Genomic DNA, 20,458 nt, shown 5'->3' with positions numbered 1-20,458 from the left:
GGATCTCAAGGCCTTATTGCTCTGGAAGGAAGGATTAGTTTGAGATCTGCCGAATATATAGCGTTATCTCCACCGGAATATCGGTTGGGAGTATTGAGGTGGCAGTGGCCAGATCGAGAGGCTCACCTGGCATAAGATAATCGTGGTTTTCGTGAATGTGATAGAGGATCACTCCAGATCCAGCAAAGAGACCAGGTTCGGAGCTAAGGCGAGTGCGTTCGGCACCGAGCACGCGGCGTTCGCGCATACCCTGTTGGAACTTCCGTGAGCCTATCAGAGCGCTGTCGCACCAGGCGACTGCTCCGGCGTCGTTATTGCCGGAGGCTCGGAGGGCGAGGATGAGGCGGCGACCGGACCACTCCGGCGTGAAGTGAACGGAAAAAACGTTCTGGCTAAAAGTGAGAGGGACGCCTAGATACTGTCGCAAGTCGCCCTCGGCGAGCACCTGGTTGATGTAGAGGTCCAGTTCGGCGAAGCTGAGGGCAGGATCGTTGTGGTTGTAGGGGCGAAAGGTGGGTGGAATGGGTTGCGCAGAGAGTCCGGAAATGTGTCCTGCGAGCGAGCAGAAGTCGAGATAGAGCGAGAAGGGATGAACACAGCCAGCTGCTAGGAGTGCTTCGCAGTGAGGAAGGGAAGCAACGAGGCTGCGCACAGTGGTTAGTTCGTGCTGTCGCTCTCCGCGCTCTTTGGCCGACATGGCTCGAAAACGATCATGGGTGAAGATCGCGAGTTCGCGCACCCGGCGAATGGTCTCTGCACAGCCTCGGGCGAGAGGCGAATCGGAGATCACTCGATCGGCGGGTGGAATGTACTGCTCGTCTAGGACCCAGACGCCGTTGCGGAGACCTAGCCTTGCGATAGGCATGCTGATGTACTTGGATGAGATGCCCTGTTGTGAGGCGATGAGATGGAAACGGGGACGAAGCCGCGGAATGGGAAGATGCTCTTCCTCTTCGCCCTCCTCGGGCAACGAGGCTCCTCCTTGACGGAGCACTTCGTCCGCAGAAGCAACGGCAACAGCGCGAAGATCGGACGCGGCCAAGACGCCGGGCTGGAGCGCGACGACGGCGAGGTAAACCAGGAAAGGCTGCTGCTGGAAGCTCACGTTCAGGGCGGCCAGATCGATTGAGGGTTGCGAGCTCTGGTCGGGATCGTCGGCCCGTGAGAGGTGGATGATGAGGCCGTCGGGCATGCGGGCGTCGAGTTGGAGCAAAGAAAAGCGTCCATGCAACAGTGCTGCCTCGTCAACGAGCATGCGGGAGATACCCCAGGCGAATGGGGCAGAGGATGCATGATGCTGGAGAAGCAACTCCTGTCGCGAGGTCATCTGCTCGAAGTGCTCTGGGCGCAGGAGCATGCCTTCATGCCAGAGGATAGCGTCAGGGATCGTGCTGAGGGGCGTCTGTTGCGACACGTGCGGAGTGCTCCTGTGAATGTTCAGTTTGAATTGGAAAGGATCTTGAAGTCCTTTGGACCGAACTCGATGCGTATAGTACCGTTCTTGGGAAGAACGGCGTTGTGGTCACCAGCAGTAGAGTAATTGGCGAAGAGAAGGATGCCATCGGCGACTGCAGTTTGAGGAATTTTGATTGATGCCAACTGCTGGCCGGGGATCCACTCCCACGAAGATACGTGCACGGTGGTCGGATGCATACGGAGGTATGTCGTCCGTTTGTCGAACCAGGCCTGGGCGGTGAATGCTGAGACTTCAGCAAGAGTTTTTTTATCGTCGACGATGAGGAGATCGACCGCTACGGGCATGTTCTGATTGGCGTCGGGGGCGACCATAGCATCCAGAGTGATCTGTCCGCTCAGGTGGCTCACCTTCCTGATTGAAGAACATCCCACGACGCACGCGCCACAGAACAGGCCCACGAGCGTGAAGAAGAGGCGAGAGCGACGCATGATTGATCGAACCTGACTATAGTCCGGCCCTATGAGGCCGTCAATTTGGAGGAATACAACAATTAGGGGAGATACCACATCGGTACTTGTGTGCAATAGCGCAGCGGAACATGATGAGAATGGTAATGTAGATCGCTTCGCCCGCCGATCGGGGAAGCGTCTCTGAGGCTACTGCCTAAATCAGGTGATAGTGTGATTTCGGTGATGCTGGCAGTCGATCTGTTGTTGCTGGTACTGGCGCTATGGTTCGCAATGCGAATCGTGCGAACGGCACAGGCTCGAGCTGGCGCTTCGAATGAAGATGACACAATCACCGATTTTGCAACAGTGTTGGTCGAGCCTGCGAACGCACCTCAGACGGCGGTCCAGCAGGAGCGTTTCGCAAAAGTGAATGCTGAAGAACCATCTATGGTCCTTTCGTTGCTGGATCAGGCGAGCAATGAAGATATTTATGCCGACCCGATCGACGGGGTTCCATTTTCCATGGGTGAGGAGATTCACACCTGTAGGTGCGGGGTAGGGTACCGACAGGAGAGCGTCGAGTGGATTGCGGAGAATCTTTCGGGACGGTGCGTCCATTGCGGATCTGTAATGATTTTTTTACCGATCGTTGGAGTCTGTCGCTAGGATTGGTGTTCTGCAACCTTGCGGACCACAGAACGCACCAAGGGTAGAGGAGATCGGATCGTAGACAAGCGCGACATGCCATTGCTGGCGAAACCACAGGGCTTGGGTGTTGAGGTCTGTTGTGGAGAGAAAGATACCGTGCCCTGGGTGGCTGTGATACCAGCCTAGGAGTTGTATATCTGGCTTGACGGGGGTGAAGTGGCGCCATGCGGATGGCCACTGATCGCGGAGCATGGCGACATGGGTGGAAGATGCAGATAGTGAGTGAAGCGGATGCGAGGCCAGGATGTTGACGATGAGCGGTGCGCCGACTTGCTGCTCGACATACCCGAGGAGTAAGCCCATCCGTTCGATCGTGATATCCCCATTCAGGTGGTCTTGAACGGATCTCAGGACAGCCTGAGCAACTTTTACGATCGGAACGGATGGGAGATCGGTCGCGGCAGAAGAGAAGCCAGGAAGTTCTCGCCATTGGATGGCGTCACGTTCGGGCTTATCAGACATGATCGCAGGTGAGCGTAGCGACGGAAGGGAAGGGATGGTCGAGAGGGAACAGGTTCTGATGGGTACGAGCCCAGGCGGCGGCATCGTCGTCGGCTACGCTGCGCCAGTTGATTGCGGTCGGGTCGTAGCAGAGGATGGAGCCAATACGCTGGACAAGGCTGTCGAGTTTCTCATGTGGCTTCCATGAGCCCAGGCATAGGACGCGGTTAGGCCAAATGTGCGGGTGCACGACAGGGGTTAGCATAGTGGCATACGGCGGTTGTGCGGGATAAGCGGCCAGGCATTGCAGCTTGACATGATGATGATCGGTGAAGACTGGACCGCGGGGACTCAGCTCGGAAAGGCTTCGGCAATGAAAGCCCAGGACATAGGAATCAGGCGGATCACCTGAAGCGGACTGCACAACGATGCGACCTTCGGACGCTGTAGCAAGCCGCTGAACGGCGGCGAAATCGCTCAAAAGACGTCGACGGCGAACGGGATGCATAGGATTAGCCACCTTCTAGGATGGGATAGATCTGGAGTTCGGCACCATCGCGAACGCCGGCAAGCCGCAGAGACTCGCCTTCGAGCAGGAGCTCATCGGAGCCGATGAGCCGGAAGACAAAGGTGGCATGCGGGAGCGACCAGCGCCGCGAACACTGGTCCATGAGATCTCCGACCGACATACTGATGGGAAGGGTCACCTCGGCACGACGGCTGCCGTCGTAGAGGCTTATCGTGATGGTGATGGTGTCCACGGTCATACTCAGGCTCTCATCCTATTCGTCTTCTGAAGACGGCAATGGAGGCGATGTTCATTGTTAGTAACGAGTGAGAGGTAGGAGCGCGGCGGAATTCCGAGGTCGGCAAGAGTTCGAGTCGCGAGCCTGGATCCACGAGTGATGCGACTCTGCCACTCCGGCCGACGCGGATCACAACAAACCGGACAATTCAGATCGGAGGCAACGACCCGAAACGATGGAAGGCAGACGGGATTTGTCCCACAGGTTGGACACTCGAGGGCGATCGCGATATCCCAGTCAAGTTCGACCGCATCCATATTCGTGTATGTCAAAATCTGTTCGACCGAAATCTGGCTTGGTGACACTTCGAGGTCAAAGATTGCAATCGAAGTGTCGTGATGCGCAAGACATACATCATTTCGCCGGCTATGCAGTACGGAGATCGAGTAAGGCGCGAGCCTCGTTGTGATGCGATCGCCGCTTCGGAGAACGGACCACTTTGACTGGGTTTGGGGTGGAGCGAAGCGATGGTGCAGCTGCGACACGGCTTCCTGTACCTGCAAGGCTGCAACGAGCGAGCTGATGATGGATGTGGTTGCGATGTTACGCGGAACGGCCCGCTGCTGAGCGGGTAGCAGGCACGAGCGCCTTTCATTGAGTCGCTGCCACATAGAGGAGGACATGCTGCACTCGTAGCAAGGGCCATTAAGAGCATCGAAGTAAGCGATCTGTCCCGCGGAAGCTTCTATCCCGGCGTCGATCCAGGGAACACTTGCTGCATGGCAGAGTCGATTAAGGTGCCAACGAGCCTCGATATTGTCCAAGCAGCCGAGGACGAGATCGTAATCGGAAATCGTGCCCGCGCCCAACTCCGATGTGAGATCCAGGTGCATTGGAGTAACTTGCATCTCGGGGTGAATTTCGGCCAGACGTGATGCAGCAACGTGTGCCTTTGGCTGTCCCACATCGGTCTTGCGAAAGAGGACGGAGCGCGACAAATTAATCACTTCGATTGAATCGAAGTCGATCATTCCCACGGTTCCGATACCCAGCAGGGCAAGATTCTTGAGTGTCTCGTTCCCGAGAGCCCCACAACCTGCGACGAGCAATTTTGCTCGGGAGAGCACCTCCTGCGACCATCCGTGTATTTGGCTTTGCCTGCTGAAGCGCTCGTTACTGGCAATTGGACGGAAAGATGTTACCGGCTCAGGCGATTGAGCGATCATAGGCCTTACGCCGATCCGGGGAACTGAGTACCTGATAAGCGAGATTCAAGTGCCTCATTCGAGTTGCTGCCAACTCCATCGCAGAAGGGCGGTTGAGATCCGGATGATACTTCAATGCAAGCCTGCGATAAGCGGTCTTAATTTCGATGGGTGAAGCGTCACGCGTGATGTGGAGATCCTCGTAGTAATCGGACGAAGATGAACCGGTTGTCTCTCGCCAAAGGATTTGATCTGGCTCAGGGAGCGTGGATTGTTTAATCTCTCGCCAAGTCACCACGACGACACCTTCAGGTAATGCAATCAGTTTGTGTCAAAACAAGGATCGTGCCTAGTAGCATCCAATGTACGCGTGGCGAACACGACTCCAGACTACGACATGCTCGTAATGCAACAGAACTCATGAAGTTTACGCTTTTTATTGACAGCTTTCACTGCGAGAGGAAACTCATCTACGCTGCGTGCGTTTGTGCAGGTCGTGTGCCGGACACGGCGGGCAGTGTTCGATAAGATTTAGCAACTCAGAGCGGCGATGCGCCCATCGCAGCAGGCTTTCCAGTACAGCCCGCGCAAGCGCGACATCGATACCGTTCTCTATGTTTACCAACGGCGCGGCTGGGCAACTCCATGTGTGTTGTTTGACAAATTATCTGGCACACTTCTGTGCTAATTATTTGGCGTACCAGCTGCGAATCGGGTGAGAATGCGTGGGGCAGGCCCATTTCTGCCGAAAACTTAGGATTCATGCTCTCCTCGAAAACACGGGGGCAAGCCAGGAACTAACGCATCGAAGACGGCGCTGAATCAGTTCACCGTTCACCTGGCGGCTGAACTGCAGTCTGCTAACATTAAGGTCAACGCGGCCCATCCGGGATGGGTAAAGATCGAGTTGGGCACGCAGCACGCCCAGATGGAGATTGTCGATGGAGCGAAGACCAGCGTTGATCTTGCTCTCATCGGTCACGACGGCCCGAGCGGAAAGTTCATCCACCCTCGGAAACGAACTGCCTGGTAGGTGCTTTGAGATATAAGCAACCATCCTGGGAAGACACTACTCGAGCCGGTTGCTAACACAGCGAGGCAAGAGATACTTACTGCCTCCTACTCTATGCTTCTGTACAGTTGCGCATAGATACACAATGACATGCCTTCGCAGGTAGACTTTCTCCTGACGATCTGAATTGCCACCACTAGATTATTGTTCAAGTACCTATGGCGGGCTTAGCACTTGATGGTCCCGTGGAGAAGATGATGGGTATGAAGTCTACACGAGATAACCTCATTGAAACGGGTTTGCAGCTTATGCATCGAAATGGGTATTACGCCACCGGGATAAAGGAAATTCTCGACACGGCTCAGGTGCCGAAGGGTACCTTCTATCACTATGGAACGGCCCGTCTACCAGAGGTCCGGTAGGTTCACGATTGGAGGCGGTCCCTGGTTGCCGAGGTTGTTGGGGGGAGGCTGCACCAACCTCGGCGGGGGTGGGGGAGGGAGGCCCAGACCTGGGGGTAGAGGTGGCCCGAAATCAACAGGTGGAAGATCTGGAAAGTCCGGAAGCCGCAACGGCGGGGCGAATTGTGCCTTCGATGCGCGAATCAGCTTCTCGGCGTTCTGAGACCACTCCTCGGTGCTCTGGCGACTGGTCCCGATAGCACGTAGTTCCATCGGTATCCCGACTTCCTTGTGTCCTGGAGGACCAACCATCTCTGTCCCCAGTTCCTTCATGCCGCCAAAATACGCGGACTGTGCTTTGGCCTTCCCCTTCAGGATCTCGCCAAAATACTCCAACCCTTCCTTGGTCTCGAAATCTTTGTATATCGCCAGAATCATCTGGTCTGCGCAGTCGCGTATGAATGTCTTCACCGGCCCCGGCAGGCTCGCGAGCACGGAGGTGAACGCGACACGCGAGAGCATATAGGTATAGTTCTTTCTCACACCAAGGTTGTCGAACTTCCCACTCTTCCAAACATCCAACGCCTTCGCATTGTTGTAAGCCATGAAATAAAAGTTCAGGGCGAGCGTCTGATGCTGCTCGGAGAGTCCGCTCTGCGCCATGAACCCGGTCAGTGCCTCGCGGAACGACGTGGACAACGTTTGCACCAGCTTTGACGCCTCGTTCTCGCGCGAGTTGTCCCGAATCCATTTCGACGCCTCTCCAATTCTGGATTGGCCGATGCCGATGGTGAAATGCACTAAAGCCTTGTCAGGGTCGGCAGCAGGTTTGGTGCTGGGGACACCGATCAAATAATCCTTCGCGCCATTCTCGACTCGAAGCCCGAGCTCCAGGGCCAACTCCCCTACGGTGGCCGGCCGAGTGCGATTCTGCGTCAGCCTCTCGACCCCGGCGATAAACTTCTGCACATCGTCTTTGAAAAACCAGATCCCATCCTCAGCGTCGTCGCGATGCTCGTCGAAGGGATCCATCACGATCTCTACGATCGTAGGGTCCTTGATGTTTCCCTTGCCGTTCGTGATGGCCTCTCCAAACCGGTGCGAGTGGTCCGCCTCTACTTTGAAATCGTTGCCCCTCAGGAATGGAACCTTGAGCACGAGCTTGTCTTCCTGATCGGTCAACACCACGATCGGTAACTCCAGCTCCATACCCATGAGTGGTTGAATCGTCCCGTCTGGGAGGCGAGGCGTCACCCGCGTCTGCGGATGGCTCCCAAGCCCTTGCGCGGTGGCGGTTCCCGCGTTGCCCATCGCGGGCGCCGACCCCGGTCGTGCACAACCGTTGGGCTGGGCCTGCAGAGAACCTTTCTTGGTTTGCAGGGGGATCCCAGCGGCTCCGGGTCGATAGACAGGAGGCGCAGCACTGCGCAGCCTCGAGGGGTTCGTGAGGAAAGGTCCTCGGCCGGCATTCAGACCTGCCGGCTGAGCCGTTCTCCCCTGCTGAATAGGCCGGTAGACCGGAGGGGCTTTCGATCCACCCTGCCCTGGAGCGGATTTCGCCTGGACTCCGGCGCGAGGTGGTTGCGGCCGGTAAACAGGAGGCGCGCCAGATGCTCCGGACAATCCACGGAATGCAGGCGATGCGAGATTGCCGGCGACCGGCGGTCTAACGCCGGCATACGTGCGTGCCGGCTGAGCCGTTCTCCCTTGCTCCAAGGGCCTGTACGCGGGCGGAGCTTTCTTCACCCCACTCTTCGTTTGAACCGAGCCCGTCTGCGCGGTGACGCGTAGTGGTTGCGGCCGATAGACGGGAGGAGCTCCCGCGGGCAAGTTGCTGGAAGGACGATTTACGGGCGCGTCGAAATGGGCGGGCCGGACCTGCTGTACGCCTGCCAGGTTCCGGTATCGCTGGACTGCCGACGGCGCCGGTATCTTCGAGAGATCTTTGGGGGCACGATAGGCGGGCGGAGCCATCGACCGGGAAGAGTTTTGACGGGCGACAACACCCTGAGCTCTGTTCGAGGGGGCGGAACGCAGCGAAGCGGAAACTCCCGGTGGAATGCTTGAAGAACTCGGCATAGGCCTTCTCTCAGAAAGTAAGCCACGTCAGACATACGGTTTCGACTTCGGAGCTGTTTTTCAAGCTCGTTCCATCGGAACTCCCAAGAGTTCTGTTCGAGCCCCGTGGCGAAATTATATCCGCCGGCGCTTTATTCTTGGAGAGAAAGATTCATAGGATGGAACGGGAGACCTGCCTCGCTTCAGAAGTTTACTCCAATAGTCGCCTCTTGGTTTCAGAAACTCTTTCGATGGAAGCCGATGAGCAATCGAAGCCGTGGAACGACAACCGTTTGCGAAGCGTATTGTTCTGCCGGATAGAGCTTCAGGGAAAATGCTTTAGGCGGCTTTCTCACCTGAGTTCACCTTGCATGGGGTCTGGCGTCGGTTCCGCTCCGAAGAGGTCAAAGGTCGAGCACAGCTACAAGGGGTCAAGCACAGCTGCAAGGCCCAAAGGCCCGCCGACCTGCGCGTGTAGCTTTCAGCTTTAAATGGCGCCGAGTTTCGGAATTATTTGGCGTGTGTTTCGGGAATAATTGGCGTACGCTCGGTCAGTTTGTCCCGATCACCAGACTGTCCCGTGCCGCTTCAACGACCTCGACAGAGACATGGTGAAGGTCATTCACACTGAGAACTCGTTCGATCTGCGTTAGAAGTCGGGTCAGCAGCCTGAAGTTTCCTCCGGTCATGCGTATGAGGCTTGCGACAACTTCTGGGGAGAGCGGCCCATCAGGGAGCTTGATACCCGCCGGCGCCCAGCACCGCGCAAGGAGTTCCTGGACCTGGTTTGCATCCAGAGGCCGAAATTCGTGGACGAATCCGATGCGGGAATAGAACTGAGGAAAGCGGGCGATACGCTTTTCGATGCCCGGCATGCCGATCAGCACCACCGGCGGTACCCTGATCGAAGATCGATCGCATCTGTTCGAGACTATTCATGTGGAGGCGATCAGCCTCATCCACCAGGATCAAAGTTGTCGGGTCCGAGACCGCTCGCTGTCTCGCTTGATAGTGCTTGTATGTCTCAAAGTAGGTGGGATCGACTGCAGGAGGTTCTCCGGAGAGCAACCCGGTTTGTCTATGATGTCCCTTCGTCTTTTCTCGTCTTTGAGTCTGATCTCGTCAAGAACAATCCTGGCTTCTTGCAGGATTGGATCCAGGAGGATGTTTCTGACTCGCTCTTTCGCCATCGAGATGTCGATGGCGACCCTGGAGGGGGTATTGACCACAGAGGTCGTGTAGAGCACTGTTGGACGATTGTCTTTCACTTCATTTGTCCACGCATCTCTTGGTTGAATTTGATCCGCGCGACTGTAGCGAACAGCAGAGAGAGTTTTGCCAATACCTGGGGGCCCGTAGCACAGACCGATGTAGCGAAAATTGCGGCATGCATCGCAAAATTCGACAAATCTGCGGTGTTCAATGGTCTCGACGAATACGCCGTCACTCGTTGCGGTACCTTTTGATGCGGACTTTGGATGGGGGTGCGGCGGCTGCTTTTGCATGGATCTCCTCAGAACTCGTCCCTTTTTTTAATTGCAGAAGCGAATCGACGACCCGTTGCCGATCGTGGAGGATCGTTTTGAGTTCGCGACGACGCTGGTCGCGCGCTCGAGTGATGTCTCGGAGAGAAATGGTCTCTCCTGCCAGCTCCGCGGAAACCGCAGAACAAAGAAAGCGATCCTTGTAGAAAACACGAATCTCTCCCATGTCACGGGGATCGTACCGAACGGTCACATCTTCACCCACGTACGCGGCCAGAACCAAGGAAAGATACCGCAGACCGTGAAGGTAAATGCCATCGCGACGCACCTTCCGAGCGCTCACCGCTTGCATGAGCAGCAAATCAAGCTGTTCGAGAGACTCGGGCATGCGAGGCAGAAATCCACCTTCCTCCCAGCGCACCGAGGGAGCCGTCCTTGCAGCAGTGCTGGGTTGTCGATGGTAGGTCTCAAAAAGGAATATCCGGAAGAGTTCGTCAAGTTGCTCAATGGAGAGGTTTGGTTTGCGTCGCCTTTTCTTTCCGAATCCGTCAAGCTCGCAAAGAAACATTTCGTTGACGGTTCGGAAGAAGCGCTCGATGCGGCCACGCCCTTGCGGCTTCCCTGGTGTTGAGAACACGAGCTGGATCTTGAGATCGACAGCGACCTGCTCGATGTGCTTTGATTTGAAGTCCGAGCCATTGTCCGTATAAAGCACATCGGGGATGCCGCATACCTGCCAATGTGGATGGCCCTTTCGCCAGATCGCTTGTCGAAGGGCGAGAGCGGTTCGTGTCGAGGAGGGAGAATCAAAGCCGAGGAAGTATCCAGCAACAGCCCGACTATAGTCATCGATGACGACGGTCAACCAGGGCTTGGCGATCTGACCAGCCTCTCTTACCAGGCGGATCCCCAATTGTGCATGATCGGCTTGCCAGATAGCGTTTGGTCGCGGCGCTTCCCGTCGGTGAACCAGGTCGAATTTTTCGCTGTACGTCTTTCCTCCACGGTGGGCGAGGGTAAGCAGTCCAACTGGGATTTCACGGATGAGATCGTAAACGAGTCCGTAGCGAGGTGGGGGCTCACCGATTGTCTCCGCAAATTGCCGAATCTGTCGCCAGATTGACCGGACCGGTAGAGGAGGACTCTTCAAGGCGAGCGCTTCTATGGCTGCCTTAAGTTTCGGCGAGATCACCCTGCGGGCACCACGGTCAGCCCTTGTCTTGCGTACAAGCGCTATCAATCCGAATTTGCGGTATTGGCTCACCCACCGCTGCGCAGTCCGGAACGGTACCTTTCCGTCAGCTGCTACGGTTTGCAGGGGCTGATTCTTCTCGAGATGTGGCTGAATCAACCGAAACCGTGACATCGCAAGCTCCCGAGTTTCCTCAGGCACTTCGCCAAGTTCTCGCATGTCAAAGACATTACGCCATATAATTCCGAAACACTACGCCAAATAATTCCGAAAGCTACATATAGGCTACGCGGAACTGCGGTTAGGTTTTACCGGGAACTGCGGTCTGGGCAGGGAATTGACTTCAAACCTGTGCAAACTCCTACGCGGAACTGCGGTCAATACAAGTCTAATGTAATCATTCATTTAGCGCATAAATCTTCATGTTGAGGCAAGGTCGGTGAATAACAGGCCCGATCGAATGCTGTGCCGATCCACAGTGGCACACAGGAATTCCACAGCGGAGACTCTATACATTTCCAGCGAATAAATATACATACCCCGCCACAAGTGGTACGACCATAGTTGGATAATTGGTTTGCCGCGTGTATTCGAGGTAGGGAAGTGAAACACACTTTCTCCTCGACTAATTCGATCAAGGACCTACACAGTAAACGTATATAAATTAGTTAGTTATACCGCATACCTAACCTATAACCGCGTTAGAAGTGTACATACACGCTGTACAGCTCCAGTGCTTATTTCATGGAATTGGTTTCTTGCTGATAGCCGCGAGTTTGAGAAGTTAGCTGTACAGCTGGGCTGTATGTATTGTACTTATCATTGCGCCCGAATCGGTGTATAGTGCAGCAATGGCGGAGAATAGACAACAGCTGGCTGTGGACTTTACGACCCTAGTCCTTGACTCAATCGCGGCAGAAGAGGCTCTACCGATGAAGCCTCGAAATCCTGTGCTGGTTACGACTTCATTCAGATCGCCAGTTGCTTTCAAGCGGCGTCTCAAGAAAGCCGCAAAGATCAAAGGGATAGAGCAGACCCAGTTGCTAATCCAAGCTCTCAACCCGATCCTAGCGACGATTCTGGAAGATGAGGAGCCGGGAGCGATCCCGCATTTGTTTGGATAATAAGTGGAACTAATTCAGCTTGTTATGGCTAATATTTAACCTAAAAGGAGACATGATAAGGTTGAGGTTTTACAGCTAACTACTTGAAAATATGTGTGCTCTGTCTAATCTATTCAGTGCTAGACTCGGGGTGCTTTATGGCGACGTCAGTTCACATTACGATGACGGAATACCCTGCGTACGAGCTACCGGCCCGATCGGGACTATGTCGACGGCGAACTGGTGGAGAGAAACGTGGGCAAGTATGAGCACGCGCGCCTTCAGGCGCCTTTAGCAGCATGGTTTGGATCCGATCTCGCCTTGGTGCTCCCCAAGATGCATCCTGATGTATTTGTTGAGCCCCAAGGTTCTTGTGGTCGAGATTCTGTCACCGGACGACAGCTACAGTGACACGAAGGCACGTGCGGCCGACTACCGTGATATGGGAGTCCACACTGTCTGCATCATCGACCCCAAAACTCGAAGTGGACAGTGGTGTGTGAAAGAATCTATGGACCTCGGCACATACCCTTGAAGTTCCAAGGGCGGGAATCTGGGTCAGCCTGGATGAGCTGTTCGCCGGCCTCACGCCATACTCGACAAACTAACAACGAGTGCAAGCAAATGGATCAGTCTAATGAATTGCCAGATCTTAACGACCTGCAGCAAGATCCATCCCTTTGAGGACCAGAATCTCCAAAATTTCCCCAATAGGAGAGAGATGGTTTTTTCAGGTTGGCCTTGACGGTAAAGAGTCGACGAGAATCAGAGCGGGCATCGCCGCGCAGCTGGGCTGACGCGCGCAGAAATTATCAGTTCATCCCGCGGGAATAGGAGGGCAAGGGATGTGTGGTCGATACGAGAGATCCTGGGGCAAGCAGACGCTCACCGAATATTTACAGGTCCGGGAAGGTCCCCAACTTCCTCTGACATTCAACCTGACTCCGCATTCGAGCCAGTCAGTGATCGTCAAGGACGACGAAGGGAAGCGGCAGATATAGCTGATGCTCTGAGGCCTAATTCCGGCGTGGTCCAAGACTCCAAAGATAACCTACTCGACGTTCAACGCCCGATCGGAAGCCGTCCTAAATACTCGACAAACAGGTCTCAGTCAGCAAGCAGCCGTATGCGATTGGCATGGCGAGCGGCGAGCCTCGCTGCCGCAGGCACCGGGGACAGTGGGGGACGGGAAGCGAAGTTCGTCTTGTGTTTTCCGTCCTGATCATAAATACGAATGAACTTATAGCTAATATTCACAATAAGATACAAGTAATATTGCAACTAAAGGATTACGTTCAAGCAAGGGGCCGGAGGAGATCCAATGGGGCTTTTCCGGAGGCGATGGAGAGATCCGGCTATAGCTATATATGATGTGCGTTTTCGTCGATAACATACGAGGTAATACCGGCGGAGCGGCAGTTCACTGCTTATTGCGGAAAGACAGCTCAGCTTTCCTTTTTGTCAGCTTTGGTGTTGTTGGCTTGCTGAGGCTGAGAATGCAACTTGCGATATCGACGACACGCCGCGAAGAGACAAATATCGCCGCATCTGCCAGAACTGAAGGTTCTAAAGCGGAGGCTCGGCTACACTGATCGATAGAAACCGATCTATCAGGACGCCATTACGAAGCTGTTGGATGCGGCAGGGGAGTAGCACCCCTGCTGCGAGTGGCCTCCAGATTGGAAAGCTCCTGCAGCATAGCCTCGATCTCGGATCGATTAGGTCTGCCGTCATCTGCGATCTCTTGAACCTCGTATCTCCTTGCCAACTCGTCGCCGTCCGTCTCGATCGCGCGAGCGAGGCTATACATTGACTGGGCGAGATCCTCGATCGTGCGAAAGCTCACACTCATCTGTCCGGGAATGAATTCGATATTTGCGGGCAGGGAATCGACCTGTATTGGTTCAACATCACGGCGAACGAGGGTGCGGAACTTCTTGCGTGAGACTCCCCCGCCCTGGGCACGGATGAGATCCAGTTCCGCAGAAGGATCATCCGCCTTATGGATGCGATCGAGGAAGTCAGCAAGTACTTGCCGTTCCACGAGCCGCGACCGGCCGATGGCTGTGGTTGGCAGCATCTCCAGTAAGAGTTGCGCGGTGCGGGGCTGTACGTGGAAGAGCGACTCGATGTCCTTACGCTCATAGTGGGAACGGACGGACAAGGCGACGGCTCGTCGGATTTCGTGTAGTCGAGCAAGCCATGAGATGGGTCTTGGCATCGTCGCTCCTTGGAAGAGTTTAGGATGATTTCCAAGGAAAGGGAATAGCTGGGCGTATTCGCATTGACTCTCAGAGTTAGTAAGCGCCTTCACTTCCCTCTCGTGCAGACCACTCTTGATCTGGAGAACCAGGAATTGTTGCGGCTTCAGCCAGACTCGAGAGCGGGCCGCGTACCCATTCCCTCTGAGTGGGCTCCTTGATACGGTCCGGCAGACCATATGGTAGCCCCGGATGGTAGCCCCGGACAAATGTGCAGCAAGGCTGCTGCACATTTGTTTCGTCTGACCAGGGGACCGCAAGGAACGCACGTAAGGACTAAGCGTATGAACAAGTCGAAGCAGAGCTAGGCAAACCCGTCTGCTATACGAGTGCGAGATTCAGGTTCTCGATTGCTTCGTCGATCTCGGCTGTGTTCTTATAGCCAACCGTGACGCAGTCGACACCGGCGTTCCTAAAAGCAAATCTCATCGCTGCTTGACGGTCCTCCCGATCGAATGTACCCTCGCCCACTAGTTTCATGCTGACTACGCCCATACCTTCTTTTTGAACCTGCTTTACATGCCTAACGACTTCGTTCACATTGCCCAGGCCGTTCGTGTTGTAGTCCTCCGCATCCATCCTGGTGCCATTATGATTCACCCGGATCATCGCGATGTCGAGCCACTTGTTTCCCGGGACTTTGCGTAATGCAGGAAGACCGTGAACCGACGCGCCGTGGCTGACCACAGCCGTTTTCAATTGAGCATCGAGAATTCCATCTTGCCATCGGCTAGTATCTGTTGGCCATGTCGCAGTGTGCTGCCAGTGAAGTAACATCACGTCGAAATATTCGGTATTCGCGAGTTTTCGCAACTCGTCGATTTTCTTTTGTGGGTCCACGCCTTCACGTGTAGTCACCTTCGACATAAGCTGATAACTGTCTCGCGGAACCCCCTTCAAAGCCACCCCAAGCATTCTGTGCATCTCCCCGTACGATTCAGCAGTCTCGAAAAACCGAATGCCGCGCTCGTGGGCGTAACGTACCAGCCTCGTGAACTGAGCTTGTCCAAGATCTCGCTGTACTTGGCCGCTAAAACTTCCTGTCCCAAACGCGAGCCGAGTCACCTTTACGTTGGATCTTCCCAGGGTGACCCAATCCGTTGCCGTTTTGCGATCTGCTCTAAGCGGCATCTCTCCGGTGCCGACAAGCGCGCCCGCGATGAGCCCGGTTTTTAGGAAATGACGCCTCGAGTAGTGAACCATTCCATCCTTCTCCCAGCGGCCGTATTTAACTGACATGATCTATTAAGATGCGATCGCTCAAGAACACGCCCGCATACTTTCCTGAATAGATATATGGATAGTGTTTCGATCGCAAAAGACGCCTTGCCGTCCGCCCAATTTACCAGTAAATCTTTATCTATCGAACACGAAATATCTATCGGTGCAGTCGGACATGGTAGAAGAGCAGATCGATGTAGAAGGTCTGGGCCGTCCACTACTAACGGGACTTGGCTCCCCACGAAGGAGAAGGTCGCGAAGATGGGTCAAGAGACCCCGCTCGATCTCCCGCTCCTTCGCCGCCGCCGTCACAGTCAGAAAATCGAAGTTGTAGGGATCTTTGAGGGTCTGCTCCGCCAGATCGGACTCTGGAGTGGGCAGCTCTCGGTGGAAGTTGGTCAGTGCCTTTCCTTCCCTCTCGTGAAGTTGGCCGGAGATCATGTGGACTAGGACATTCCGGCTCCAGCCGTTCTGCAGGGCGCCGCGGAGATACCATTCCCTAGCCTCGCCCTCCTTCACGCGGTCGAGGAGGACCATGTGGTGACCCCACGGCAATTTTGCAGCAAGCTGCTGCAAAATTGGCTGGTCCGGCCAAGCCTCCGCGAAGTCCTCATATAACGAAGGTTACGGGGACTGAAGCCCTCGACACCCGGAAACTCGGCCTGCAGGTCCTTTGATAGCCGGTCGATGATCTTTCCGCCCCAGTCTTCCCGGTCGAATCTCCGGCTGATCTCCTGGCCGATCGACCAGTACAGTAGCACCAACTCCCGGGTAACGGCGAAGGCGGCCCGGACCTGGGCACCACGGATGCGTGTTTTGAGCTCCTGGAGGAGTTCGGTGTAGCCGGAGGGGAGTTGGAGGCTTTTTTGCACCAATTCAAGCCTTGCACGAAGATCGGCAACGACAACCGCCATCGAGCTGAAAGTGGGGGCTTTCCAGCCAGAACATGCCGGCAAGCTTGGCTTCTACCTTGCGGTGAACGGCACGATGCGAACGCCAGTCGAAGGGCCGAGCATCGGAGTTCTCCTTTGCGAGAGCCGGAGCGGTCCCATCGTGGAATTCGCTCTTGAGACCATCAATCAGCCGATCGGCGTCTCAACGTATCGCGTGACCCGCGAGCTACCGGCGCCCATGCGTGAGGAACTTCCCACGGTAGAGGACCTACAGGAGGTCGTCCACAAGCTACGGTCGGAGATAGAAGCCTTGCGGAAGGAAGTGCCCGATGTGGAATAAAGCGTTCCGTGTCAGTGGGAAACGATGGATCGTCAGGTCCGGTCAATTTGGCAATGGCCCATTGCCAAATTGGATCTTGAACACTCATTTGCCCTTTAGCACGCTTGGTCGCCATAAATTGAAACCAACCGACGTGCTCATATGACAGAATCCCTGGCCTTAATCCCTTCAGCGGTGGAATCGCAGCTCAATCGCACTGCTGCATTTCGGGAGCTACGGGAGATGGCTGAACTCTGTTGTATCAGAACACTCCAAACGCAACTATGCCAAGGCCCTGGATGAGGTCTTCGCGTTGTGCGAGGAGCGAAAGCAACCGTTATCTCGCGCACTTTTGATGGAGTACCGTGCCGCCATGTTGGAGAAGAAGCTGAGCGCCTCCACCGTGAACGTTCGTTTGTCTGCCGTTCGCAACTAATCGGCGAGGCGTAGCGCAATGGAATCATCGGCGCGGAAGAGGCCGCCAACCTCGCCGGCGTGCCCAACCTCTTCCAGAAGGGAATCAGGGTGGGGTACTGGCTCACACGGGAGCAGGCCAAGGAGCTGCTCACCGTCCCGGACCGCTCCAAGATCAAAGGATCGAGCACTTCGGGCCCACGATCTCCGCCGGACCTGTGCCAAATTATGCCGGAAGAATGGCGGGAATCTCGAGCAGATCAAATTCCTGCTGGGACACTCGTCCATCCAAACGACCGAGAGGTACTTGGGCTCGGATCAGGAGATCGCCGTAGCGGTGAACGACAATTTAGGGTTGTGACCCCAATGGGGGAAGCCCAGGAAAGAGCCGCAGGCCGGAAAAGTCCATCGCTGCATTTCCATATGTTTCAGACTAGGTTTACTTATTACGAGGAGTACAATTACATGTAAGAGGTAAACCAAAATGGACAAGACACTGAGAGCGAACAAGCCAAAGGCCGGGATTAGGGCCTCCGGGCAGGGCCTAAAACGTTCGGTGGCGTCCGGAAAGTTCATGAGCTCCGGTGCAATCCCTCCAAAAACAGAGAGAGTCTCTGTAGGTAATGCCACCTCGTGGAGAAAAGAGATCCAGATGAACGTCGGCATGTTTGCGACAAAAGAGCACGCGATCTTCCAAGCGCGAGCGACACGGGCGGTTGACCATTTGTTGGCCACACTTGATTCATCGGTATTGGTAGAAGCAGCCTCAGCCCCCACAGACACGGAAGTGCTGCTCTCGGCCCTCCAGCAACCGAGCGTGCTCAATTCGCTTTTGAAACAGGACCCTCTGGCGGAAGCAAAGCTCCGTGGGCAGAGAATGCGGAAGGAACTGCTGGAGGCCGAAGGAGGCGTTCTTGGGCCGGAGGAGGTAGGCAATCTCCTTGGTATCCAAAGACAGTCGGTAGATAAGCGCCGCAAGGCCGGGACGTTGTTGGCGCTCGAGCTTGGAAACCGGTTCGTCTTTCCAGCCTGGCAGATCGAAGGAAACCGTACTGTTCCTCACCTCGAGGAGGTGTTGGCAGCACTTCACAATCAGGATGAGTGGCGGAAATTGTCCTTCTTTGTTAATGGAAATATCCGTCTAGACGGGAAGTCTCCTCTGGAGGTTATGCGAGCTGGCGAATATGAGGATGTGCTGAAGGCGGCACGGTCGCTTGGAGAACACGGGGCAGCTTGACTTCAACACCACTGACCAGGCCAGGGGATCTACCGCTGCCATCGGCAGCGATAGACATGCGCACACCTATCATTACCTCACTCAACGGTCCACTCTTTCGCATCTATCGGGAAAAGCACAAGAGTCCGATGTTCTTCGGCAAGACACTGAACTATAGGTTTGACTCCGCCAGTGGCGACTGCGGGGTGTTGTATGCATCACCAGTGCTGGCAGGCGCCTTTGTAGAGACATTCATGCAAGAGTTGGAAGAACCAGCGTCTCTATAAAAGAGCTGCGCGAACGCCCAGTCGCGCTGATCTATCCTCAACGTCCGCTGCGATTTATCGATTTGTTCGCTAAAGGCGGCCAGATGAGGCTGGGACTCGACGGCCGAATCTGCACCGGTTCGTATGCGGTGGCACAAGCATGGTCCGACGCACTCCGAAGACATCCTGAGAAGCCCGATGGCATTCTCTTCCCGTCCAGACACGAACTAAGTCTTCCGTCCTGCGCTATCTTCGAGACCGTCGAGAGCGAACTTCGATGGGAACGCTGGGGATCGCTTGACGAACCTCAGTTTGCGGATGAACTGAGCACATTGTTGGCGATGGGAACGATGGGGCTCGACCCGTAGCTTGCAAATGACTGCCTGCGTGATCTGAAAAAAAACGGTTCAGACAGATGAGAAGTGCGTCACAACTTGCAGTCTACGAAGCCTTCGTTATCTATTCGGGAGCAAGAGTGCGCTCGATGAACTCATTTCTGACACCCGACCGTTTACCGAGAAATCGATACTGTGAGTATGCGTCGTCATCGTGACGGGCATGCAGCTTTGGAACCGGGTCGATTTGCAGAGCTGCCATTTTGTCCAACGAGCCGTAGAAAATAGACAGTTTCAACACGCATCAACGGTCCCAGATCAGGCCTTCAAAGAGCTCTTTACCAATAGAGGGAGGGTTTCGCTGTAAGGCGAATCGCGACATCGATGCTCCTTGCCCGGCCCATCTCCTCGCCTTCTCCATGGTTCTCGGATGTAGGCAGCTCGCTTGGAAGGGCTGGGATCGCGGGAGAGGTAATCGTCTTCAAGGGCACATCCGATCCGGTCCTCGGTCATGCCATTGGCAAAAGCGGCGACACAGAAAGCGATGTCGGCGGCGGCGGGACGGTTCTGGTACCTGGTTGAGCTTCGGAATCGCTCAAGAGATAGGTTCGATAACTTCGGTCCCCTTCGGGGAGAAAGAGAACTTTGCAGATGCCTCGCCTCGTGTTGCTGCTCGCGGGCCTCGTAGAGCATCGTTATCTCTTGCCCGAAGGCCTCCGCCATCGGGTACTGTTGTCCACTGTGTCCGAAGATGCGGTACTTGATGGTTGCGAAGGGATGCTCGACAGTACATCGGCGTAGTCTCATTGCTGCAGGCGTCACTCGCTCCTGCATCCGGTTTAACGCTTCTTCGTACAGGTGTCGAGATACGCTGCGCTTCTGAGCCTGCGTGCAGCGCGGTTTCAGCGAAGATATACCGCAGTCGCTGGCCGCAGCCTCATAAACGATGTAGCGATCTTTTCGATGGATCTTCTTTCGTCGGAGCGTCTTTTCACCGGGGCAGATATAGGTATTGGTATCGGGTTCGTAGCGAAAGTCCTCGCGCCCGAACAAGTTCGAATCGGCACTTGGAGTTATTGCCGAAAACGATTGACCGGATGGATCCGCGGGCAAGTCGGTCGTCATCAGGCCCCCGTTCTGAACAGCTGAAGCAATGCGCCGACGAATGTGTACATCTGGCCAATTGCTCGTACCAGGCTATCTCGCTCACCTGCGTGACTTAGGGGATTGTTGCGATTGTGATTGTGGCGCCTGCCTAATGGACATCTCTACCAGGAGAATCAACTAGGTTCTAAATCACTTCGGCGGCACCCTAGT

General features: G+C 55.2%; 24 protein-coding genes and 1 pseudogene. 11 read left to right on the top strand and 14 right to left on the bottom strand.

Annotation, left to right across the window (positions count from 1 at the left end):
* Positions 1 to 34: 34 nt before the first annotated feature.
* Together tssK and BDD14_RS30030 are read right to left on the bottom strand one after the other, a co-directional pair.
* Complete coding sequence (gene tssK / locus BDD14_RS30035) at positions 35 to 1,414, bottom strand: type VI secretion system baseplate subunit TssK (protein WP_130425058.1); 1,380 nt, start codon at positions 1,412 to 1,414, stop codon at positions 35 to 37.
* Between the two features lie 23 nt (positions 1,415 to 1,437).
* Complete coding sequence (locus BDD14_RS30030; protein WP_130425056.1) at positions 1,438 to 1,905, bottom strand: hypothetical protein; 468 nt, start codon at positions 1,903 to 1,905, stop codon at positions 1,438 to 1,440.
* 192 nt (positions 1,906 to 2,097) lie between these two features.
* On the opposite strand from BDD14_RS30030, the gene BDD14_RS30025 reads away from it, so the two are divergent.
* Positions 2,098 to 2,532: a hypothetical protein gene (locus tag BDD14_RS30025; RefSeq protein ID WP_130425054.1), complete on the top strand. Its 435-nt coding sequence runs from the start codon at positions 2,098 to 2,100 to the stop codon at positions 2,530 to 2,532.
* Here BDD14_RS30025 and BDD14_RS30020 read toward each other — a convergent pair.
* Genes BDD14_RS30020 through BDD14_RS34910 form a run of 5 tightly spaced genes read right to left on the bottom strand, consistent with a single transcriptional unit; the run spans position 2,506 to position 5,261 of the window.
* Positions 2,506 to 3,036: a Mov34/MPN/PAD-1 family protein gene (locus BDD14_RS30020; protein WP_165420421.1), complete on the bottom strand. Its 531-nt coding sequence runs from the start codon at positions 3,034 to 3,036 to the stop codon at positions 2,506 to 2,508. The two genes, BDD14_RS30025 and BDD14_RS30020, sit on opposite strands and share 27 nt — an antisense overlap.
* A complete protein-coding gene (locus BDD14_RS30015) occupies positions 3,029 to 3,523 on the bottom strand; it encodes a ubiquitin-conjugating enzyme family protein (RefSeq protein WP_130425050.1) in 495 nt (164 codons plus the stop codon). The genes BDD14_RS30020 and BDD14_RS30015 overlap by 8 nt, the downstream gene beginning before the upstream one ends.
* Before the next feature lie 4 nt (positions 3,524 to 3,527).
* The gene (locus BDD14_RS30010) at positions 3,528 to 3,782 is read right to left on the bottom strand and encodes a ubiquitin-like domain-containing protein (protein WP_130425048.1); all 255 of its coding nucleotides are present in this window, start codon (positions 3,780 to 3,782) and stop codon (positions 3,528 to 3,530) included.
* Between the two features lie 2 nt (positions 3,783 to 3,784).
* Positions 3,785 to 4,987, bottom strand: coding sequence for a HesA/MoeB/ThiF family protein (locus tag BDD14_RS30005; protein ID WP_130425046.1), 1,203 nt, complete (start codon positions 4,985 to 4,987; stop codon positions 3,785 to 3,787).
* The gene (locus tag BDD14_RS34910) at positions 4,968 to 5,261 is read right to left on the bottom strand and encodes a DnaJ domain-containing protein (protein WP_423201828.1); all 294 of its coding nucleotides are present in this window, start codon (positions 5,259 to 5,261) and stop codon (positions 4,968 to 4,970) included. Before BDD14_RS34910 ends, BDD14_RS30005 begins: the two co-directional genes overlap by 20 nt.
* A 522-nt stretch (positions 5,262 to 5,783) precedes the next feature.
* On the opposite strand from BDD14_RS34910, the gene BDD14_RS29995 reads away from it, so the two are divergent.
* Positions 5,784 to 5,999, top strand: coding sequence for a Rossmann-fold NAD(P)-binding domain-containing protein (locus BDD14_RS29995; RefSeq protein ID WP_341273348.1), 216 nt, complete (start codon positions 5,784 to 5,786; stop codon positions 5,997 to 5,999).
* A gap of 242 nt (positions 6,000 to 6,241) precedes the next feature.
* On the top strand, positions 6,242 to 6,400 hold the full coding sequence (locus BDD14_RS29990; protein ID WP_242618389.1) for a TetR/AcrR family transcriptional regulator: 159 nt from the start codon (positions 6,242 to 6,244) through the stop codon (positions 6,398 to 6,400).
* Here the strand turns inward: BDD14_RS29990 and BDD14_RS29985 are convergent.
* The 3 genes from BDD14_RS29985 to BDD14_RS29970 all read right to left on the bottom strand — a co-directional run bounded on the left by BDD14_RS29985 (position 6,383) and on the right by BDD14_RS29970 (position 11,287).
* Positions 6,383 to 8,458 (bottom strand): hypothetical protein, encoded by a 2,076-nt coding sequence (locus BDD14_RS29985; protein ID WP_130425044.1) that lies wholly within the window; start codon positions 8,456 to 8,458, stop codon positions 6,383 to 6,385. The two genes, BDD14_RS29990 and BDD14_RS29985, sit on opposite strands and share 18 nt — an antisense overlap.
* Before the next feature lie 530 nt (positions 8,459 to 8,988).
* The gene (locus BDD14_RS29980; protein ID WP_130417504.1) at positions 8,989 to 9,312 is read right to left on the bottom strand and encodes a TniB family NTP-binding protein; all 324 of its coding nucleotides are present in this window, start codon (positions 9,310 to 9,312) and stop codon (positions 8,989 to 8,991) included.
* 568 nt (positions 9,313 to 9,880) lie between these two features.
* Positions 9,881 to 11,287, bottom strand: a complete 1,407-nt coding sequence (locus BDD14_RS29970; RefSeq protein WP_165420402.1) for a Mu transposase C-terminal domain-containing protein — start codon at positions 11,285 to 11,287, stop codon at positions 9,881 to 9,883.
* A gap of 1,275 nt (positions 11,288 to 12,562) precedes the next feature.
* On the opposite strand from BDD14_RS29970, the gene BDD14_RS33530 reads away from it, so the two are divergent.
* Complete coding sequence (locus BDD14_RS33530; protein WP_242618388.1) at positions 12,563 to 12,751, top strand: Uma2 family endonuclease; 189 nt, start codon at positions 12,563 to 12,565, stop codon at positions 12,749 to 12,751.
* Positions 12,752 to 13,061: 310 nt separating this feature from the next.
* On the top strand, positions 13,062 to 13,217 hold the full coding sequence (locus tag BDD14_RS32190) for an SOS response-associated peptidase (protein WP_165420419.1): 156 nt from the start codon (positions 13,062 to 13,064) through the stop codon (positions 13,215 to 13,217).
* Between the two features lie 620 nt (positions 13,218 to 13,837).
* On the opposite strand, the gene BDD14_RS29960 is transcribed toward BDD14_RS32190, so the two are convergent.
* From BDD14_RS29960 to BDD14_RS33525, 3 genes and pseudogenes are all read right to left on the bottom strand, one after another.
* A complete protein-coding gene (locus tag BDD14_RS29960) occupies positions 13,838 to 14,437 on the bottom strand; it encodes a hypothetical protein (protein WP_130425042.1) in 600 nt (199 codons plus the stop codon).
* 361 nt (positions 14,438 to 14,798) lie between these two features.
* On the bottom strand, positions 14,799 to 15,716 hold the full coding sequence (locus BDD14_RS29955; RefSeq protein WP_242618387.1) for an aldo/keto reductase: 918 nt from the start codon (positions 15,714 to 15,716) through the stop codon (positions 14,799 to 14,801).
* Positions 15,717 to 15,833: 117 nt separating this feature from the next.
* Positions 15,834 to 16,612, bottom strand: a pseudogene (locus BDD14_RS33525) (DUF1016 N-terminal domain-containing protein).
* Here BDD14_RS33525 and BDD14_RS29945 point away from each other — a divergent pair.
* From BDD14_RS29945 to BDD14_RS29925, 6 genes are all read left to right on the top strand, one after another.
* On the top strand, positions 16,611 to 16,931 hold the full coding sequence (locus tag BDD14_RS29945; protein ID WP_130425040.1) for a PDDEXK nuclease domain-containing protein: 321 nt from the start codon (positions 16,611 to 16,613) through the stop codon (positions 16,929 to 16,931). The pseudogene BDD14_RS33525 and the gene BDD14_RS29945 sit on opposite strands and share 2 nt — an antisense overlap.
* A gap of 190 nt (positions 16,932 to 17,121) precedes the next feature.
* Positions 17,122 to 17,346: a site-specific integrase gene (locus BDD14_RS34070; RefSeq protein ID WP_341273347.1), complete on the top strand. Its 225-nt coding sequence runs from the start codon at positions 17,122 to 17,124 to the stop codon at positions 17,344 to 17,346.
* A gap of 18 nt (positions 17,347 to 17,364) precedes the next feature.
* A complete protein-coding gene (locus tag BDD14_RS33515) occupies positions 17,365 to 17,685 on the top strand; it encodes a site-specific integrase (protein ID WP_242618386.1) in 321 nt (106 codons plus the stop codon).
* A 291-nt stretch (positions 17,686 to 17,976) separates the two neighbouring features.
* Positions 17,977 to 18,561 carry a hypothetical protein gene (locus BDD14_RS29935; RefSeq protein ID WP_130425038.1) on the top strand — a complete coding sequence of 195 codons (585 nt, stop codon included), beginning with the start codon at positions 17,977 to 17,979 and terminating at the stop codon, positions 18,559 to 18,561.
* A 56-nt stretch (positions 18,562 to 18,617) separates the two neighbouring features.
* Positions 18,618 to 18,827 (top strand): RES family NAD+ phosphorylase, encoded by a 210-nt coding sequence (locus BDD14_RS29930; RefSeq protein ID WP_130425036.1) that lies wholly within the window; start codon positions 18,618 to 18,620, stop codon positions 18,825 to 18,827.
* A complete protein-coding gene (locus BDD14_RS29925) occupies positions 18,740 to 19,174 on the top strand; it encodes an RES domain-containing protein (protein ID WP_341273346.1) in 435 nt (144 codons plus the stop codon). Before BDD14_RS29930 ends, BDD14_RS29925 begins: the two co-directional genes overlap by 88 nt.
* A gap of 285 nt (positions 19,175 to 19,459) precedes the next feature.
* On the opposite strand, the gene BDD14_RS29920 is transcribed toward BDD14_RS29925, so the two are convergent.
* Complete coding sequence (locus BDD14_RS29920) at positions 19,460 to 20,266, bottom strand: transposase (RefSeq protein WP_130425032.1); 807 nt, start codon at positions 20,264 to 20,266, stop codon at positions 19,460 to 19,462.
* Between the last annotated feature and the right edge of the window lie 192 nt (positions 20,267 to 20,458).

The organism is Edaphobacter modestus, from assembly GCF_004217555.1.
GTDB classification, from domain to species: domain Bacteria; phylum Acidobacteriota; class Terriglobia; order Terriglobales; family Acidobacteriaceae; genus Edaphobacter; species Edaphobacter modestus.
This window is presented reverse-complemented; position numbering and strand designations above follow the sequence as displayed.

What these genes read in the sequence shown, in the direction of transcription:
- BDD14_RS30030 (WP_130425056.1), bottom strand. Translation starts at nt 1,905, where the DNA reads ATGCGTCGCTCTCGCCTCTTCTTCACGCTCGTGGGCCTGTTCTGTGGC.
- BDD14_RS32190 (WP_165420419.1), top strand. Translation starts at nt 13,062, where the DNA reads ATGTGTGGTCGATACGAGAGATCCTGGGGCAAGCAGACGCTCACCGAA.
- BDD14_RS30010 (WP_130425048.1), bottom strand. Translation starts at nt 3,782, where the DNA reads ATGACCGTGGACACCATCACCATCACGATAAGCCTCTACGACGGCAGC.
- BDD14_RS29980 (WP_130417504.1), bottom strand. Translation starts at nt 9,312, where the DNA reads ATGCCGGGCATCGAAAAGCGTATCGCCCGCTTTCCTCAGTTCTATTCC.
- BDD14_RS30020 (WP_165420421.1), bottom strand. Translation starts at nt 3,036, where the DNA reads ATGTCTGATAAGCCCGAACGTGACGCCATCCAATGGCGAGAACTTCCT.
- BDD14_RS29930 (WP_130425036.1), top strand. Translation starts at nt 18,618, where the DNA reads ATGCGCACACCTATCATTACCTCACTCAACGGTCCACTCTTTCGCATC.
- BDD14_RS29985 (WP_130425044.1), bottom strand. Translation starts at nt 8,458, where the DNA reads ATGCCGAGTTCTTCAAGCATTCCACCGGGAGTTTCCGCTTCGCTGCGT.
- BDD14_RS33515 (WP_242618386.1), top strand. Translation starts at nt 17,365, where the DNA reads ATGGAATCATCGGCGCGGAAGAGGCCGCCAACCTCGCCGGCGTGCCCA.
- BDD14_RS29935 (WP_130425038.1), top strand. Translation starts at nt 17,977, where the DNA reads ATGAACGTCGGCATGTTTGCGACAAAAGAGCACGCGATCTTCCAAGCG.
- BDD14_RS30015 (WP_130425050.1), bottom strand. Translation starts at nt 3,523, where the DNA reads ATGCATCCCGTTCGCCGTCGACGTCTTTTGAGCGATTTCGCCGCCGTT.
- BDD14_RS30005 (WP_130425046.1), bottom strand. Translation starts at nt 4,987, where the DNA reads ATGATCGCTCAATCGCCTGAGCCGGTAACATCTTTCCGTCCAATTGCC.
- BDD14_RS33530 (WP_242618388.1), top strand. Translation starts at nt 12,563, where the DNA reads ATGTATTTGTTGAGCCCCAAGGTTCTTGTGGTCGAGATTCTGTCACCG.
- BDD14_RS29970 (WP_165420402.1), bottom strand. Translation starts at nt 11,287, where the DNA reads ATGTCACGGTTTCGGTTGATTCAGCCACATCTCGAGAAGAATCAGCCC.
- BDD14_RS29955 (WP_242618387.1), bottom strand. Translation starts at nt 15,716, where the DNA reads ATGTCAGTTAAATACGGCCGCTGGGAGAAGGATGGAATGGTTCACTAC.
- BDD14_RS29920 (WP_130425032.1), bottom strand. Translation starts at nt 20,266, where the DNA reads ATGACGACCGACTTGCCCGCGGATCCATCCGGTCAATCGTTTTCGGCA.
- BDD14_RS29990 (WP_242618389.1), top strand. Translation starts at nt 6,242, where the DNA reads ATGAAGTCTACACGAGATAACCTCATTGAAACGGGTTTGCAGCTTATG.
- BDD14_RS29960 (WP_130425042.1), bottom strand. Translation starts at nt 14,437, where the DNA reads ATGCCAAGACCCATCTCATGGCTTGCTCGACTACACGAAATCCGACGA.